Raw genomic sequence first — 16,861 nt, 5'->3', positions numbered from 1 at the left:
CGATTAAGGAGGTGATCCAGCCGCAGGTTCCCCTACGGCTACCTTGTTACGACTTCACCCCAGTCATGAATCACTCCGTGGTAACCGTCCCCCCGAAGGTTAGACTAGCTACTTCTGGAGCAACCCACTCCCATGGTGTGACGGGCGGTGTGTACAAGGCCCGGGAACGTATTCACCGTGACATTCTGATTCACGATTACTAGCGATTCCGACTTCACGCAGTCGAGTTGCAGACTGCGATCCGGACTACGATCGGTTTTATGGGATTAGCTCCACCTCGCGGCTTGGCAACCCTTTGTACCGACCATTGTAGCACGTGTGTAGCCCAGGCCGTAAGGGCCATGATGACTTGACGTCATCCCCACCTTCCTCCGGTTTGTCACCGGCAGTCTCCTTAGAGTGCCCACCATCACGTGCTGGTAACTAAGGACAAGGGTTGCGCTCGTTACGGGACTTAACCCAACATCTCACGACACGAGCTGACGACAGCCATGCAGCACCTGTGTCAGAGTTCCCGAAGGCACCAATCCATCTCTGGAAAGTTCTCTGCATGTCAAGGCCTGGTAAGGTTCTTCGCGTTGCTTCGAATTAAACCACATGCTCCACCGCTTGTGCGGGCCCCCGTCAATTCATTTGAGTTTTAACCTTGCGGCCGTACTCCCCAGGCGGTCGACTTAATGCGTTAGCTGCGCCACTAAGATCTCAAGGATCCCAACGGCTAGTCGACATCGTTTACGGCGTGGACTACCAGGGTATCTAATCCTGTTTGCTCCCCACGCTTTCGCACCTCAGTGTCAGTATTAGCCCAGGTGGTCGCCTTCGCCACTGGTGTTCCTTCCTATATCTACGCATTTCACCGCTACACAGGAAATTCCACCACCCTCTGCCATACTCTAGCTTGCCAGTTTTGGATGCAGTTCCCAGGTTGAGCCCGGGGCTTTCACATCCAACTTAACAAACCACCTACGCGCGCTTTACGCCCAGTAATTCCGATTAACGCTTGCACCCTTCGTATTACCGCGGCTGCTGGCACGAAGTTAGCCGGTGCTTATTCTGTCGGTAACGTCAAAACAGCAAGGTATTAACTTACTGCCCTTCCTCCCAACTTAAAGTGCTTTACAATCCGAAGACCTTCTTCACACACGCGGCATGGCTGGATCAGGCTTTCGCCCATTGTCCAATATTCCCCACTGCTGCCTCCCGTAGGAGTCTGGACCGTGTCTCAGTTCCAGTGTGACTGATCATCCTCTCAGACCAGTTACGGATCGTCGCCTTGGTGAGCCATTACCTCACCAACTAGCTAATCCGACCTAGGCTCATCTGATAGCGCAAGGCCCGAAGGTCCCCTGCTTTCTCCCGTAGGACGTATGCGGTATTAGCGTTCCTTTCGAAACGTTGTCCCCCACTACCAGGCAGATTCCTAGGCATTACTCACCCGTCCGCCGCTGAATCATGGAGCAAGCTCCACTCATCCGCTCGACTTGCATGTGTTAGGCCTGCCGCCAGCGTTCAATCTGAGCCATGATCAAACTCTTCAGTTCAATACTGCTTGGGTTTTGAGAAAACCCTAAACTTGGCTCAGCAATCGCAATCTCATCTCCTAGAAGATGAGCACTCAATGATTTCTCGTTGAGTATTTGTGATGCTGATAATCTTGCTGACTACCAGTCTTACCTCACAAGCACCCACACGAATTGCTTGATTCAGTTGTTAAAGAGCGTTTCGATCAAGTCTTTCGTCTCAACCGAGGCCGCGCATTCTACAGCAGCCTTGTGTCTCGTCAAGCTGTTTTTGAAGAAGTTTTTCTTTCTTCTCAACCGCTTGCGCTTCCGATCAACCTGGCGTCTCTCGTCAGCGGGAGGCGAATCATACGGCGTTCAAAACCGCTGTCAACCACCTCTTTTACCGCCTCCGATCAACCCGACCGAAGCCGCCAACAGCGCTCAACCACCGCCCTGCCAGCCCGGCGCATTCTACTCGAATTCGCCGTCCGTGCAACCCTTAATTTTCGCTAACTTCTTGATTTACAAGAGGTTTCGCCTAAGGCCTGCGCCAGAGAAGGTGCGCATTATAGGGGCTATGATTCTCCCGTCAACGGTTGTTTCGGCTTTTATTCAGCCTCAAGCGAAATTTGCCCGAACGCTTTCTTTCCAGCCTGGCAAACATGAGCGCTTCCAAGCTTGAACATGAATGAACGATCAACTACTTGACCGTCGACCCGAACCCCACCGGAAGCCAGCAAGTCGCGCGCAACGGCCGCGTTCTTGACCAAGCCCGCTCGATTCAGTACCGCAGCGATCGGCATGTCTTCGGCAGAGCGAAGCTGGATTTGCGGAATATCCTCAGGCAGCTCGCCTTCTTTCATTCTATTACCGGCCGAGCGATGCGCTGTCGCTGCGGCCTCTTCGCCATGGAAGCGAGCAACGATCTCTTCAGCAAGCTTGATCTTGACGTCGCGAGGATTCGCGCCGCGCTCTACATCCGCCTGGAAGCCTTTAATTTCCTCCATATCACGGAAACTCAGCAACTCAAAGTAACGCCACATGAGCGCATCCGGGATCGATACTAGCTTGCTATACATAACACCCGGCGCTTCCTGTATCCCAACGTAGTTCCCCAACGACTTGGACATCTTTTTCACACCGTCCAGCCCCTCGAGAAGGGGCATGGTGACGATGCATTGGGATTCCTGACCGTAGGAGCGTTGAAGCTCACGCCCCATCAAGAGATTGAATTTCTGGTCCGTACCGCCGAGTTCGACATCCGCACGCAGCGCAACAGAGTCATAACCCTGGACGAGCGGATACAGAAATTCGTGAATCGCTATCGGCTGATTAGTCGAATAGCGCTTACTGAAATCATCACGCTCGAGCATGCGCGCGACGGTGTATTGCGAAGCCAACCGTATGAAGTCTGAAGGAGTCAGCTGATCCATCCACGACGAGTTGAACGCAACCTCGGTCTTGGTCGGATCAAGAATTTTGAATACCTGGCTCTTATAGGTCTCAGCGTTCTCCAGCACCTGATCGCGCGTTAGCGGAGGTCGCGTTGCACTTTTACCACTGGGATCGCCAATCATCCCCGTGAAGTCACCTATAAGGAAGACAACCTGATGCCCCAGATCCTGGAATTGCCGCAGCTTATTTATAAGCACGGTATGACCGAGATGAAGATCCGGCGCCGTCGGGTCGAAGCCGGCCTTGATTCGAAGCGGCAACCCGCGCTCGAGCTTCGTGATCAGCTCTGCCTCGACAAGCACTTCGTCAGCGCCCCGCTTGATCACTGACAGCTGCTCTTGAACCGACTTCATTGAAGGCCCCACACCAGGTAATAAAGGCGGTCAACCTTACAAGAATGCCGAGAAAATTCAACGGTGCCGAACGCAAACCAGCAAGCCGCAAGAGAACGCGAGGGTTGCCTCAGCGAGGCTTTGGTTATATTTTAGACAGATATTTTTCCTGTACAAAACACCGCCAGACATCTCCAGACTTCTAATGACCTATTCAAAATCGAAAGCACCTCTCTACCCGAAGAGCCATCTCCTGGCTGCAAGCGGTGTAGCTGCGCTTCTGAGCCTGGCACTTCTTGTGTTCCCCTCCCGCGAAGTCGAAGCCAAGAAAACCTTTCTTGACCTTCGCATCGACTCTGCGGCCGAATTCAACGCCGATGCACCCGAGCCAGAGCTATCCGCCGAGGACGACCAAACGCCTTTCGCTCAAATCGACCAGGCCGCTGCGCAACAACCCTCGCCATCGCCAGAGTCCAACGAGCCTACCGAGGTCGCTGAGGAGGAATCACCGGTAAAGCAGGTCGTCGTGGCTAATGGCGATACGCTTTCGACCGTGTTTGCCAAGGTCGGACTCCAGCCCTCCGTCGTACATGACGTGCTCGCCAGCAGTAAGGACGCCAAACAGCTGACCAACCTCAAGGTCGGTCAGCGTCTCGAGTTCGAACTGGATGAACAGGGCAACCTGTTGCAGCTTCGCAGCCCGCTGAGCAAGCTTGAAAGCATCCACCTGCAACGCTCCGATTCCGGTTACGTACTCAAGAAAGAAAAGCTTAAACCGGAAATCGAGACGTCATACGCCTACGGCCGTATCGAGAGCAGCCTGTTTCTAGCTGCAAAGCGGGCCGGCCTCAGCCATAACCTGACGATGGATCTCGCGAACGTATTCGGGTACGACATCGATTTCGCCCTGGATATTCGCAAAGGCGACACGTTCGAAGTGGTATACGAGAAAAAGAAGGTCGACGGTGAAACCGTCGGTACCGGCAACATTCTCGCGGCGCGCTTCACCAACCGAGGCAAGACCTATACCGCCGTTCGCTACACGAACAAGCAAGGCAACAGCAGCTACTACACTGCCGACGGTCAGAGCATGCGCAAGGCCTTCATCCGCACGCCGGTCGATTTCGCGCGCATCAGCTCCCGCTTTTCCAACGGTCGCAAACACCCCATCCTGAACAAGATCCGCGCTCATAAAGGCGTGGACTATGCCGCACCGCGCGGCACACCGATCAAGAGCGCTGGGGACGGCAAAGTCCTGCTGGCGGGCCGCAAGGGCGGTTACGGCAACACGGTGGTCATTCAGCACGGTAACCACTACCGAACGCTCTATGGACACATGCAAGGTTTTGCGAAAGGTATAAGCAATGGCGCAACGGTCAAGCAGGGCCAGATCATCGGCTACATCGGCACGACTGGCCTGTCCACCGGCCCGCACCTGCATTACGAGTTCCAGATCGATGGAGTTCACGTCGATCCACTCGGGCTGAAGCTTCCTATGGCCGACCCGATTGCAAAGAACGAGAAGCAACGCTTCCTCCAATTGAGCAAACCGCTAATGGCGCGCATGGATGAAGAACGCTCGACCATGCTGGCCATGAAGAGCGAGTAGTGCCGCTCTACATCGGGGTCATGTCAGGCACCAGCCTGGATGGGCTGGACTTCGCTCTGATCGAGCAGGGCGATAGCACGAAGCTGCTCGGCACGCATTACGAGCCAATGCCTGATCAGCTAAAGCAGGACCTGCTCGGCCTGTGCTCTTCGGGCCCCGACGAACTTGCCCGAGCCGCCGTGGCGGAGCAGGCCTGGGCCGAGCAGGCGAGCTACGGTGTGCACCAATTGCTACATAAGGCGCGGATCGACGCCACCCCTATCCGGGCCATTGGCAGCCACGGGCAAACCGTTCGGCATGAGCCCCAGCGCGGTTTTACCATTCAGATCGGCCAACCGGCGCTACTGGCAGAGCTTACCTCCATCACCGTGGTTGCCGACTTCCGACGCCGCGACATGGCGGCAGGTGGACAAGGCGCCCCCCTGGTTCCGGCATTTCATGAAGCCGTGTTCGGCGACCCAGACCGCCCGCGGGCTGTATTGAATATTGGTGGGTTCAGCAATGTAAGCCTGCTTCACCCGCAGCAAGAGACCCGCGGCTTCGATTGTGGCCCGGGCAACGTCCTGCTCGACGCCTGGATCAATAGACACCAGGACCACTCTTACGACCGGAACGGCGCATGGGCGGCCACCGGCACTGTCGATCAAAGGCTGCTCGACCGACTCCTCGATGACCCGTTCTTCGCGACCCAAGGGCCTAAAAGCACTGGGCGGGAGCTGTTCAACCTGCCATGGTTGGATACTCAGCTCGCGGCACTACCAGATATGGCGCCCAAGGACGTCCAGGCCACCCTTCTTGAACTCACCGCGCGCAGCATCACCCAGTCACTATTGGCGGCCCAGCCCGAGACGCAGGACGTATTGGTCTGCGGAGGAGGCGCGCATAACGACGCATTGATGCAGCGGCTACAGGCATTGCTGCCCTCTTGCACGGTGAAAAGCACAGCGGACTACGGGATCGAGCCCGACTGGATCGAAGCCATGGCCTTCGCCTGGCTGGCGCATTGTTGCCTCGAAGGCATTGCCGCCAGCCGACCAAGCGTTACCGGGGCGCGTGGCGCTCGAGTTTTGGGCGCAATCTACCCGGCCTGACGCTCAAAGGTCAGGCTGCGATCCAGACAGCCCCAACGAAAAACACCGCGCCAAGGCACGGTGTTTTTTCTAGCGAGCAGATTAGATCGAAAACGACTGACCGCAGCCGCACGTCGTGGTGGCGTTCGGATTCTTGATGACGAAGCGCGAACCTTCCAAACCTTCCTGATAGTCGACCTCAGCGCCGGCCAAGTACTGGTAGCTCATCGGATCAACCACCAGACTCACGCCCTCGCGCTCGATGATGGTGTCGTCTTCAGCCAGATCCTCATCGAAGGTAAAGCCGTATTGGAAACCAGAGCAGCCACCGCCCGTGACGAAGACGCGCAGCTTCAAGCGCGGATTGCCCTCTTCATCGACCAGACTCTTCACCTTACTCGCGGCACCCTGACTGAACTGAATCGCGGTGGGCGTGAAGGATTCGACACTCATTTGGTTCTCCTGGCGCGGGAGCGCCCATTACTGCATTGACGTCGCATTATCGGCTTCTCCTACAAAATCGGTCAACTATTCCGTCATCAACGGTCGCCTGGGTACAAAGCCACTTCCAGGCAACAGACCGAGCCATCCTTACGGTAGCAGCGCTGCGTTGCTCAGGCCGAGCCGTTCGTCCAGGCCGAAGGCGATGTTCATGTTCTGCAAAGCCTGTCCGGACGCACCTTTGACCAGGTTGTCGATAACCGAGAGCACGACGACCAGATCGCCACCTTGCGGACGGTGCACCGCTATACGGCACATGTTGGCACCGCGCACACTGCGCGTTTCCGGATGGCTGCCTGCCGGCATGACATCGACGAACGGCTCATTGGCGTAGCGCTGCTCGTAGAGCGTCTGCAAATCTACAGATGTGTCAGTGACGGTCGCATACAGCGTGGCATGGATGCCGCGAATCATCGGCGTCAGGTGCGGAACGAAGGTCAGTCCGACGTCTCCTCCTGCGGCACGGCGCAGCCCCTGGCTGATTTCAGGCAGGTGGCGATGGCCCTTGACCGCATAAGCCATCATGCTCTCGCCCGCCTCGGTGAACAGCGACCCAATCTTCGCCGCCCGACCGGCGCCACTGACGCCTGACTTGCAGTCGGCGATCAGTCGTGAGGTATCGGCCAGGCCGTTTTCAAGCAGCGGCAGGTAGCCAAGCTGGGTCGCGGTCGGGTAGCAACCAGGAACGGCAATCAGCCGGGCGCTCCTGATCCGCTCACGATTGACCTCCGGCAGACCATAGACGGCTTCCGGCAGGAGGGCCGGCGCACCGTGCGGCTGGCCGTACCACTTGGCCCACTCGTCGGCGTCCTGCAAACGAAAATCGGCGGACAGGTCGATGACCCGGGTTCCGGCATCCAGCAGCTCAGCGGCCAGTGCATGGGCAACACCATGGGGAGTCGCGAAGAAGACCACATCGCAAGCGCCCAGCGTCGCGGTATCCGGAACGCTGAACGTCAGCTCGTCGTAGTGTCCGCGGAGGTTGGGAAACATGTCGGTGACCTTCATCCCATCCTCCGAACGGGACGTGATCACGGCCACCTCGGCCTGGGGGTGCTGAGCCAACAGGCGCAGCAGTTCGACCCCGGTATAGCCTGTACCGCCAACGATTCCGACCTTGACCATGAGCTGCCTCGCGCGCTGGAACAATTAAGAACCGAGATGATAAAGGCGCCTGCGCCCAGGACCAACCACCTAGATGGCGCGCGGACCTCGCAGCCACTACTATCGACCTCGACATCGAAACCAAGGAACCGTCGAATGCTCTATTTCTGGCTGAAAGCCCTGCATATCGTTGCGATCGTCTGCTGGTTCGCCGGGCTGTTCTATTTGCCGCGGCTGTTCGTGTATCACGCCATGAGCGAGGACGCAGTCAGCCGCGAGCGATTCCAGGTCATGGAGCGCAAGCTCTACCGCGGCATCATGATGCCCTCGATGATCGCCACGCTGGTTTTCGGAATAGGCATGATCGCCCTGAACCCCGCGCTGTTCAGCAACGGCGGCTGGCTGCACGCCAAACTCGCCCTGGTCGTGGTGCTGATCGGTTACCACCATGTATGCGGTGCTCAGCTGAAGCGCTTCGCGCGCAATGAAAACACCCGCAGCCACGTGTTCTACCGCTGGTTCAACGAATTCCCGGTGTTGCTGTTGCTGGCCATCGTCATTCTGGTGGTCGTCAAACCGTTCTGAAGCTGATCAAGGATTCTTCCATGTCGCTGCCGCCCCTCCTCGAACAACGCCTGCGCCTTCCTTTGGTTGCCGCACCCATGTTTCTGGTATCCAACCCGGCGCTCGTCACCGCGTGTTGCCGCAGCGGCGTGGTTGGCAGCTTTCCGGCACTCAATCAACGAGAGAGCAGCGGGTTTCGTGACTGGCTGCAGGAGATAGATCAGCAACTCTCCGGCATGCACGAGCCCGCGCCATACGCCGTCAATCTGATCGTGCACCACAGCAACCCCCGCCTGCAGGCTGACCTCGAAATCTGTGTGCAGCAGCGCGTCCCGATCGTGATCACCAGCCTCGGCGCGGTGAAAGAGGTGGTGGACGCCGTGCATAGCTATGGTGGCCTGGTCTTTCACGACGTCACCACTCGCCGCCACGCGGAAAAGGCCGCCGAAGCCGGCGTCGACGGTCTGATTGCGGTTGCGGCCGGAGCCGGGGGCCACGCCGGCACCTGGAGTCCATTTGCCCTTATCGCCGAGATTCGCCAGTTCTTCGACAAGATACTGCTGCTATCGGGCTGCCTCAACCATGGCCACGAAATACTCGCAGCCCAGCTACTAGGGGCGGACCTCGCCTACATGGGGACGCGCTTCATTGCCACCCGCGACAGCCAAGCCCCAGACGCATACAAACAGATGCTGCTGCAGGCCCATGCGGAGGATATCGTCCACACCGCCGCCGTGTCAGGCGTGCCAGCGAGCTTTCTGAGGCAAAGCCTGCAACAGGCCGGCTTCGACGAGGAACGCCTGAAGAGCACTGGCCAGATGAACTACGGTGAGAAACTCAAACCCGTCAACGATGAGGCCAAGGCCTGGAAGACCGTCTGGTCCGCTGGCCAAGGCGTGGGAGAGATACATGATCTACCGAGCGCCGAAGAACTGATCACACGCCTGGATCACGAATACCGAGCGGCCCTGGGGCAAGCGACTCAGCTCTCGCAGCGCTGGCCACGGCGACCGTGACGCGCCTCCCATTTCAGATAAAGCCCAGCCCTGCCTCTCAGCTGTAACTTGTTGGCTCTACGGCGCCGCTTTAGGCTTTAGCGAATCCCCCGGGAACAAGGATGTTGCATGAGCGCCGACCTATACAGAATCGTCTTCGATGGCGAGCTTGTACCGGGTATTCCAGCCGACACCGTCAGGAGCAATCTGGCAAGGCTGTTCAAGAGTGATGCCGCCAAGGTCGAACGCCTCTTCAGTCACGCCCCGGTCAATATCAAGCGCGATTTGAGCGCCGCCGAAGCCGACCGATACCTACAGGTGCTGCTCCGAGCCGGAGCGCGGGCGCGCAAGGAGCCGGAAGCAAAAAACGGGATGGCGCTGAGCCTCATTGACGACGCGCCGCCACAGACGTCAGCGACAGCTGATCAGATGGAGTGCCCGAAGTGCGGACACTCCCAGCCGACCGCCATCCAGTGCGGAAGCTGCGGCATCGTTATCCAGAAATATTTGGCACGCCAGGCGCAACAGGCCGAAGCGTCAAAGCAGAGCGAAATTCACGCGGCTGCGCAACCCTACGCCCCACCTCGTGCGCAGATCGGGGAGCCAGCACCGGAGTACGGCGAGCTCAAGGTTTTTACCATTCAGGGCAGGATTAGCCGCTTGCGCTACCTGGCCTGGTCCATGTCATTGATGGCTGCCGCACTTGGACTGCTTCTGGTCGCAAGCGTGGCGTTCGCTGTCTCTGCAGTACTCGGCTCCATACTCACTGGCGTTCTCTGCTTGGGATTTCTGTTCGTCAGCATGCAAATCTGCGTACAGCGCCTGCACGATATCGGGTGGTCTGGCTGGCTCATGCTGCTTAATCTGGTACCGATAGTCGGCAACCTCTTTTCACTGGCGATACTGTTGATGCCAGGCAATGACGGCCCGAACCGCTTCGGCCCGCCGCAACCGCCGAACAGTCGGGCCGTGAGAATCCTCGCGGCGCTCTGGCTGCTCGTCCCCGTCATCGGCATCCTGGCCGCTATCGCCCTGCCGGCTTATCAGCAAAGCTGATACGACGCACACTGTTATGCCAACCCGGATCGGGCCAGCACCGTGCGGCCCGAAGCCCAGCTACACACCTTGTCCACCCGAGCCCTCCGTCACGGACGTAAAGCCAGGCCGCGATTGGCGGCCGGTCAGCGTTTCCCAGCACCCGTCGCTCGCCCAAGGATTCGCCCGCCCCTAGTCAGCATCTTGTTTCGGACACCTACGCCATCACGGATATCGTTCTTCATTCGCTACCTCCCCGCGCAGGCTGACCAGGCTCAAAATGGCCTGTTACACTGCCCAATCGTTCCACTTGCTGGAGAAACGCCATGGATTGTCTGTTCTGCAAGATCGTGGCCGGGGACATCCCTGCGCAAAAGATATACGAGGACGACCAGGTCATCGCATTCAATGACATCGCGCCCCAGGCGCCTGTGCATTTTCTGGTCATCCCAAAGAAGCACATCGCAACACTGCATGATTTGAGCGAGGCGGATGACAAGCTGCTTGCCGGCCACATTCTCTTTACCGCGCAACGCCTGGCGGAGCAGCAAGGCTGCCAGGAAGGCTTCCGGGTCGTCATGAACTGCAACGACCTGGGTGGCCAGACGGTCTATCACATACACATGCATGTGCTCGGCCAGCGCCAGATGCATTGGCCTCCAGGCTGACCGCAGCCACCCGAGGCGCGCACATTCAATCACGGCTGCTCCGAAACATCTGGAGGCGACATGCCCAACCAACGCGAATACTCACCCGCCGACCGTCTGCTGATGCAAGCCGATGCGGCGCTTAGAACGCTGCTCCCCTTCAGCGGCCAGCCCCATCGACCGACACCTGCGGTATTGAAGAACGAGACAGAACTGAGCGACAGCGAAGCGCGCCACGTAGCCGGGCTGATGCGCGTCAACCACACCGGAGAGGTTTGCGCCCAGGCGCTGTATCAGGGACAGGCCTTGACGGCACGGCTGCCGAACGTGCGCGAGGCGATGGAGCGCGCGGCCGACGAGGAGATCGATCATCTGGCCTGGTGCGAACAGCGGATCCACCAGTTAGGTAGCCATACCAGCGTGTTCAATCCGCTGTTCTATGGTTTGTCGTTCGGCATCGGCGCATCCGCCGGCCTGATCAGCGACCGCATCAGCCTGGGCTTCGTCGCGGCAACTGAAGACCAGGTTTGCAAGCACCTGGATGAGCACCTCGAGCAGATTCCGGCAGCCGATGAGAAGTCACGTGCGATTCTCGAGCAGATGCGCGAGGACGAAGCGCAGCACTCCACCGCGGCGCTGGATGCGGGCGGCCTACGCTTTCCGGCACCGATCAAGTTCGGCATGAGCCTGATGGCCAAGGTGATGACCAAGACCACCTATCGGATCTAACGGGCGGGTCGAGCAGATCGAGCGAATACAAAAAGGGCGCCGGAGAGGCGCCCTTTTGTTTACTTAGCCCGGCATATTGCGGGCATAGAAAATCTCCAGCATTTCATGTCGGAGGCGATCCTCCACCTGCTCGCGCTGTTCCGCAGACAGATTGCTGGTGGCGTCTCCGAACAGGTAGTTCTCCAGCTCGAAGTTCTTGAGCAGCATCTTGGTGTGGAACAAGTTCTCCTGATAAACATTCACATCGGTCATCTGATAGGCCGCGCGAGTGTCCTCGGAGAGATAGTTCTGAATCGAATTGATCTCATGATCGATGAAGTGCTTTTTGCCTTCAACATCGCGAGTGAAGCCGCGAACGCGATAGTCGACCGTCACGATATCCGAATCAAACTGATGGATTAGATAGTTGAGTGCCTTTAGTGGCGAAATAACGCCGCACGTCGATACGTCGATATCCACGCGGAACGTCGCGATCCCTTCGACGGGATGAATCTCCGGGTAGGTATGAACGGTAATGTGGCTCTTGTCCAGGTGCGCCAGGATAGTATCCGGCAACGGACCAGGCGATTCCTCGATCTGGCTGTCAGTCGGCGTAACCGGCTGCTCCGAGATGAGAATGGTGACACTCGCACCCTGCGGCTCGTAATCCTGCCGCGCGATATTGAGAATATTCGCGCCAATGATGTCGACTACATCGGTCAGAATCTGCGTCAGCCGCTTCGCGTCATACTGTTCGTCGATGTACTGCACATACGCCTGCTGGTCTTCCTGGGTTTCGGCATAGCAGATGTCGTAGATATTGAAGCTCAAGGACTTCGTCAGGTTATTGAACCCGTGGAGCTTGAGTTTGCTTTTCACCATTGGAGACTCTCTTCGATGCGGCGCACCGCGTGATTGAGCATGCCCGTCAGATACCGCTGTATCTGCGTAGGACCGTATACACCTCTTCGCAATTGCGACCGTGGCTGTGTGTTCTAACGAAACGCCCCGTTGAAAAACGGGGCGCGCATTATGCAGATTGACGGCCTGCTGTTCCAGTGCCAGCGGCCTCAATTTTCATCGACCGGCATCAGCTCGATGCCGTCGCGACGGCATCGAGCACCGCAACCTGACACTGACGGCTCAGCCCAGTTCGACGATCTCATAGGCGTGGCTGATTTCCACACCGGCGCGTCCGAGCATGATCGACGCAGAGCAGTATTTCTCAGCTGAAAGCTCAACGGCGCGCTTGACCTGCGCTTCCTTCAAACCGCGACCTTTGACGACGAAACGCAGGTGGATCTTGGTGAACACCTTGGGATCTTCGTCGGCGCGCTCAGCTTCGAGGAACGCCTCGCAGCTTTCCACCGCCTGCCGTGACTTCTTCAGAATGCTTACCACATCGAAGTTACTGCAACCACCGAGCCCCAACAGCAGCATTTCCATTGGGCGAACACCGAGATTGCGCCCTCCGTTCTCCGGCGGACCGTCCATGACCACGACATGGCCGCTTCCCGATTCACCAAGAAACATCGCTTCGCCAGCCCACTGAATGCGCGCTTTCATCGATAGACTCCGGTTGAAAAGGAGCGAAGCTTAGCATGACCTCCGGTCACGACTGGAGTCGGCAATCCGACGAAATGAATGTATGAAAGTTGATTTCGTGTCGCAGTTTTGTTGTTGATCGAGACCTGTCTGTTAAGCTCCCTCAGCCTGATAACAGAACTCAGTCATACATAATAAGAACCTGCCTCTAATTGGACACATCTTCCGGGACTAAAGCATGGTTGCTATTACACTCACGCCCAAGATCAAGAACATCGACAAACTCCTCGCGCATTGCCACCGACGACGCTATACCGCCAAGAGCACCATCATCTACGCAGGCGATCGCTGCGAAACGCTCTTCTTCATAGTCAAAGGCTCGGTCACCATCCTGATCGAGGACGATGACGGTCGCGAGATGATCATCGCCTACCTCAATTCGGGAGACTTCTTCGGGGAGATGGGTCTGTTCGAAAAAGAAGGCATGGAGAAAGAGCGCAGTGCCTGGGTTCGCGCCAAGACGGAGTGCGAAGTCGCCGAACTGAGCTACGCGAAGTTTCGTGAACTGACCCAGCAGGATCCCGACATCCTGTACGCACTGGGTAGCCAGATGGCCGAACGCCTGCGCAATACCACCCGTAAGGTTGGCGACCTGGCGTTTCTCGACGTGACCGGCCGCGTGGCCCGCACTCTGCTCGACCTCTGCAAACAGCCCGACGCAATGACCCATCCCGATGGCATGCAGATCAAGATCACCCGTCAGGAAATCGGTCGCATCGTCGGCTGTTCGAGGGAAATGGTCGGGCGTGTACTCAAGAGCCTGGAGTCGCAGGGCCTGGTACATGTCAAAGGGAAAACCATGGTGGTGTTCGGTACGCGTTGACGGCTGCGTCAGCATCGACAACGCGAGAGGTGCAGCTCACCAGACTGTAATGAGCGGCCGCCAAGCCAAGCAAAATCAGCAAAAAAGTGCAGTTACGCTCGGTACACACGCGCTTTTTTGCTGATTTTTTCAGGCCCAGCGCAGCGATGCTGCCATGGCTGCGATCACCAGCCTTTAGCTTCAATCAGTCCGGATCGCTCGCCAACCGCGGTCGGTTGCGGCCAGGGAAGAACAGCCGCTGCAACTCGACGCCGGGCTGCTCGGCACGCATGAAGGCTTCGCCGACCAGAAACGCATGCACCTCGTTGATTTCCATGAGCTCGACATCGGCGCGATGCAGGATCCCACTTTCGGTGACGACTAGACGGTCGCGCGGGATGCGCGGAAGCAGGTCGAGCGTGGTCTCCAGGCTCAGCTCGAAGGTGTGCAGATTACGATTGTTGACGCCGACCAAGGGCGTATCCAGGCGTAACGCTCGCTCCAGCTCCGCCCCGTCATGTACTTCCACCAGCACATCGAGGCCCTGGGCCTTGGCCACCTCGGCCAGCTCAGCCATCTGCCCGTCTTCCAGCGCCGCGACGATCAGCAGAATGCAATCGGCGCCCAGCGCCCTCGCCTCGATCACCTGGTAGGGATCGACCATGAAATCCTTGCGGATCACCGGCAATTTGCAGGCGGCGCGCGCCTGCTGCAGATATTCGTCGGCACCTTGAAAGAAATCGATGTCGGTCAGCACCGACAGGCAGGTCGCCCCACCCGCCTCGTAGCTCTTGGCGATGTCCGCTGGCACGAAGTCTTCGCGCAGCACGCCTTTGCTCGGTGAGGCCTTCTTGATCTCGGCGATCACCGCGGGCTGCTTGTGTCCAGCCTGCTCCTGCAAGCGCCGTGCAAAACCGCGGACCGGATCTGCCGCAGCCGCCGCTGCTTCCAGCTCGGCGAGGCCGACTCGAGCACGACGCTCGGCCACCTCCTCGCGCTTGCGCGTGATGATTTTTTCCAGAACCGTCGGCACGCTCATTGCGCTTGCTCCTGCTTGAACACCACGGTGAAGGACACCAGCTCTTCGAACTTGTCGCGCGCCAGGCCCGTATGCAGTGCGTCATGGGCGATCTCGACGCCTTGCTTGAGACTACTGGCCACGTCGGCCGCATATAACGCAGCGCCAGCGTTGAGCACGATCATGTCTGCGGCCTTTTGACCGTTCTCGGTCTTGCGCCGCCCCAGCGCGTCGCGAATCAAGGCCAGCGAGCCTTGCGCGTCCTCGACGTTGAGCCCGATCAGGCTCTGGCTTTTTATGCCGAAGTCTTCCGGCTGGACGCGGTATTCGCTGATCTCGCCCTTGTTCAACTCGGCCACGTGGGTCGGTGCCGCCAGGCTGATCTCGTCGAGCCCATCCTGGGCGTGAACGACCAGCACATGCTGGCTTCCGAGGCGCGACAGCACCTCGGCCATCGGCCGGCAAAGCTCCTTGCTGAACACGCCGAGCACCTGATGCTTGACCCCGGCCGGGTTCGACATGGGTCCAAGGATATTGAACAGCGTGCGCAACCCCAGTTCGCGGCGAGGGCCGGCGGCATACTTCATCGCGCCGTGGTGGGCCGGTGCGAACATGAAGCCGACGCCCACGGCATCCACACTGCGCGCCACCTGGGCGGGGGTGAGGTCGAGATTGACGCCGGCCGCCTCGAGCAGATCGGCACTGCCGCTTTTGCCCGAGACAGCCCGGTTGCCGTGCTTGGCCACCTTGCCGCCGGCGGCCGCGACGACGAACGCCGCGGCGGTGGACACGTTGAAGATGTTCATCCCGTCGCCACCGGTCCCGCAGGTATCGACCAGCCGATGAGTATCGAAATGAACCGGTTCGGCGAGTTCTCGCATGACCTGCACCGCGCCAACGATCTCATCGATGGTCTCGCTCTTCATGCGCATGCCCATGAGAAACGCACCCACCTGCGCATCGGTGCATTGGCCGGTCATGATCTGGCGCATCACCGCCTTCATCTCGTCGGTGCTCAGGTCGAGTTGGCCGACGATGCGGTTGAGGGCTTCCTTGATGTCCATCAGCGCACGCCTCCGGTCTGCTTCAGAAAATTGGCGAACAGCTCGTGTCCCTGCTCGGTAAGGATTGATTCGGGGTGGAACTGCACGCCCTCGATATTCAAGGTCTTGTGCCGCAACCCCATGATTTCGTCGAGGGTTCCGTCTTCGTGCTGCGTCCAGGCCGTCACTTCCAGGCAGTCGGGCAGCGTTTCGCGCTTGACCACCAGTGAGTGGTAGCGCGTCACCGTGAGTGGGTTGTTCAGCCCCGAGAACACACCCTGGTCATGGTGATAGACCGGGCTGGTCTTGCCGTGCATGACCTGGCGAGCACGCACTACGTCGCCACCGAAGGCCTGGCCGATGCTTTGATGGCCAAGGCAAACGCCGAGGATCGGCAGCTTGCCGGCGAAATGGCGAATCAGTTCCAGCGAGACGCCCGCCTCGTTGGGCGTGCAGGGGCCTGGCGAGACGACGATGCGCTCCGGGTTCAGGGCCTCGATCTCGGCAACGCTGAGTTCATCGTTGCGCACGACCCTAACATCGGCACCGAGCTCGCCGAGGTATTGCACCACGTTGTAGGTAAAGGAGTCGTAGTTATCCAGCATTAGCAGCATTTGGCGTCACCCTAGGGTTTGAAGCTGATCCGGCGCTGTCATCACACGTCGCGCCGGCGCCGTGCGGCACGGCGAGGCGGTGGAGACAGGCAAACTTAGGTACTCCGGCGTGGAGCCGGCAAGGATCAGACGCGCCAACGCCAGCGGGCATTGGCCTTGAACACGCGCATCAGGAGTGTGCTGCTGAATTTCACGGATAGGTCTCGCAGAGCTTACGGCGCAAAGTAGCCCATGCCAGGCCACGATTCAACCGGACT

General features: G+C 58.6%; 16 protein-coding genes and 1 rRNA gene. 8 read left to right on the top strand and 9 right to left on the bottom strand.

What is annotated here, in order from left to right:
* Positions 1-4: 4 nt before the first annotated feature.
* Both KCX70_RS02920 and tyrS read right to left on the bottom strand, forming a co-directional pair.
* A 16S ribosomal RNA gene (locus KCX70_RS02920) occupies positions 5-1,541 on the bottom strand.
* A gap of 569 nt (positions 1,542-2,110) precedes the next feature.
* Positions 2,111-3,310: a tyrosine--tRNA ligase gene (gene tyrS, locus KCX70_RS02915; RefSeq protein ID WP_212619240.1), complete on the bottom strand. Its 1,200-nt coding sequence runs from the start codon at positions 3,308-3,310 to the stop codon at positions 2,111-2,113.
* A gap of 184 nt (positions 3,311-3,494) precedes the next feature.
* Between tyrS and KCX70_RS02910 the strand changes: the two genes are divergently transcribed.
* On the top strand, positions 3,495-4,898 hold the full coding sequence (locus KCX70_RS02910) for a peptidoglycan DD-metalloendopeptidase family protein (RefSeq protein WP_212619239.1): 1,404 nt from the start codon (positions 3,495-3,497) through the stop codon (positions 4,896-4,898).
* A complete protein-coding gene (locus tag KCX70_RS02905) occupies positions 4,898-5,989 on the top strand; it encodes an anhydro-N-acetylmuramic acid kinase (protein ID WP_212619238.1) in 1,092 nt (363 codons plus the stop codon). The genes KCX70_RS02910 and KCX70_RS02905 overlap by 1 nt, the downstream gene beginning before the upstream one ends.
* Before the next feature lie 81 nt (positions 5,990-6,070).
* On the opposite strand, the gene erpA is transcribed toward KCX70_RS02905, so the two are convergent.
* A complete protein-coding gene (gene erpA / locus KCX70_RS02900) occupies positions 6,071-6,421 on the bottom strand; it encodes an iron-sulfur cluster insertion protein ErpA (RefSeq protein ID WP_014851496.1) in 351 nt (116 codons plus the stop codon).
* A 138-nt stretch (positions 6,422-6,559) separates the two neighbouring features.
* Entirely contained in the window at positions 6,560-7,594 is a 1,035-nt protein-coding gene (gene argC / locus KCX70_RS02895) for an N-acetyl-gamma-glutamyl-phosphate reductase (RefSeq protein ID WP_212619237.1), read from the bottom strand.
* Between the two features lie 135 nt (positions 7,595-7,729).
* Here argC and hemJ point away from each other — a divergent pair, with 135 nt between their 5' ends.
* From hemJ to coq7, 5 genes are all read left to right on the top strand, one after another.
* Positions 7,730-8,158, top strand: a complete 429-nt coding sequence (hemJ, locus tag KCX70_RS02890; protein ID WP_212619236.1) for a protoporphyrinogen oxidase HemJ — start codon at positions 7,730-7,732, stop codon at positions 8,156-8,158.
* Between the two features lie 20 nt (positions 8,159-8,178).
* Positions 8,179-9,153, top strand: a complete 975-nt coding sequence (locus tag KCX70_RS02885) for an NAD(P)H-dependent flavin oxidoreductase (RefSeq protein ID WP_212619235.1) — start codon at positions 8,179-8,181, stop codon at positions 9,151-9,153.
* A 108-nt stretch (positions 9,154-9,261) separates the two neighbouring features.
* Complete coding sequence (locus KCX70_RS02880; protein WP_212619234.1) at positions 9,262-10,188, top strand: DUF805 domain-containing protein; 927 nt, start codon at positions 9,262-9,264, stop codon at positions 10,186-10,188.
* A gap of 305 nt (positions 10,189-10,493) precedes the next feature.
* The gene (locus KCX70_RS02875; RefSeq protein WP_021207024.1) at positions 10,494-10,835 is read left to right on the top strand and encodes a histidine triad nucleotide-binding protein; all 342 of its coding nucleotides are present in this window, start codon (positions 10,494-10,496) and stop codon (positions 10,833-10,835) included.
* 60 nt (positions 10,836-10,895) lie between these two features.
* Positions 10,896-11,543: a 2-polyprenyl-3-methyl-6-methoxy-1,4-benzoquinone monooxygenase gene (gene coq7, locus KCX70_RS02870; RefSeq protein WP_212619233.1), complete on the top strand. Its 648-nt coding sequence runs from the start codon at positions 10,896-10,898 to the stop codon at positions 11,541-11,543.
* Positions 11,544-11,606: 63 nt separating this feature from the next.
* On the opposite strand, the gene speD is transcribed toward coq7, so the two are convergent.
* Together speD and KCX70_RS02860 are read right to left on the bottom strand one after the other, a co-directional pair.
* Positions 11,607-12,401 carry an adenosylmethionine decarboxylase gene (gene speD / locus KCX70_RS02865; protein WP_212620280.1) on the bottom strand — a complete coding sequence of 265 codons (795 nt, stop codon included), beginning with the start codon at positions 12,399-12,401 and terminating at the stop codon, positions 11,607-11,609.
* A gap of 264 nt (positions 12,402-12,665) precedes the next feature.
* On the bottom strand, positions 12,666-13,088 hold the full coding sequence (locus KCX70_RS02860) for an OsmC family protein (protein ID WP_102846483.1): 423 nt from the start codon (positions 13,086-13,088) through the stop codon (positions 12,666-12,668).
* A 217-nt stretch (positions 13,089-13,305) separates the two neighbouring features.
* Here KCX70_RS02860 and crp point away from each other — a divergent pair, with 217 nt between their 5' ends.
* Positions 13,306-13,950: a cAMP-activated global transcriptional regulator CRP gene (gene crp, locus KCX70_RS02855; protein ID WP_021207029.1), complete on the top strand. Its 645-nt coding sequence runs from the start codon at positions 13,306-13,308 to the stop codon at positions 13,948-13,950.
* 184 nt (positions 13,951-14,134) lie between these two features.
* Here the strand turns inward: crp and trpC are convergent, their stop codons facing one another.
* The 3 genes from trpC to KCX70_RS02840 are packed head-to-tail and all read right to left on the bottom strand — an operon-like array spanning position 14,135 to position 16,604.
* Positions 14,135-14,968: an indole-3-glycerol phosphate synthase TrpC gene (gene trpC / locus KCX70_RS02850; protein ID WP_212619232.1), complete on the bottom strand. Its 834-nt coding sequence runs from the start codon at positions 14,966-14,968 to the stop codon at positions 14,135-14,137.
* Complete coding sequence (trpD, locus tag KCX70_RS02845; protein WP_021207031.1) at positions 14,965-16,011, bottom strand: anthranilate phosphoribosyltransferase; 1,047 nt, start codon at positions 16,009-16,011, stop codon at positions 14,965-14,967. Before trpD ends, trpC begins: the two co-directional genes overlap by 4 nt.
* Positions 16,011-16,604: an aminodeoxychorismate/anthranilate synthase component II gene (locus KCX70_RS02840; protein WP_102846481.1), complete on the bottom strand. Its 594-nt coding sequence runs from the start codon at positions 16,602-16,604 to the stop codon at positions 16,011-16,013. The genes trpD and KCX70_RS02840 overlap by 1 nt, the downstream gene beginning before the upstream one ends.
* Between the last annotated feature and the right edge of the window lie 257 nt (positions 16,605-16,861).

This window comes from Stutzerimonas stutzeri, assembly GCF_018138085.1.
GTDB classification, from domain to species: Bacteria; Pseudomonadota; Gammaproteobacteria; order Pseudomonadales; family Pseudomonadaceae; genus Stutzerimonas; species Stutzerimonas stutzeri_AI.
The sequence above is the reverse complement of the archived record's forward strand: the minus strand, read 5'-3'. Positions and strand labels throughout refer to the sequence as shown.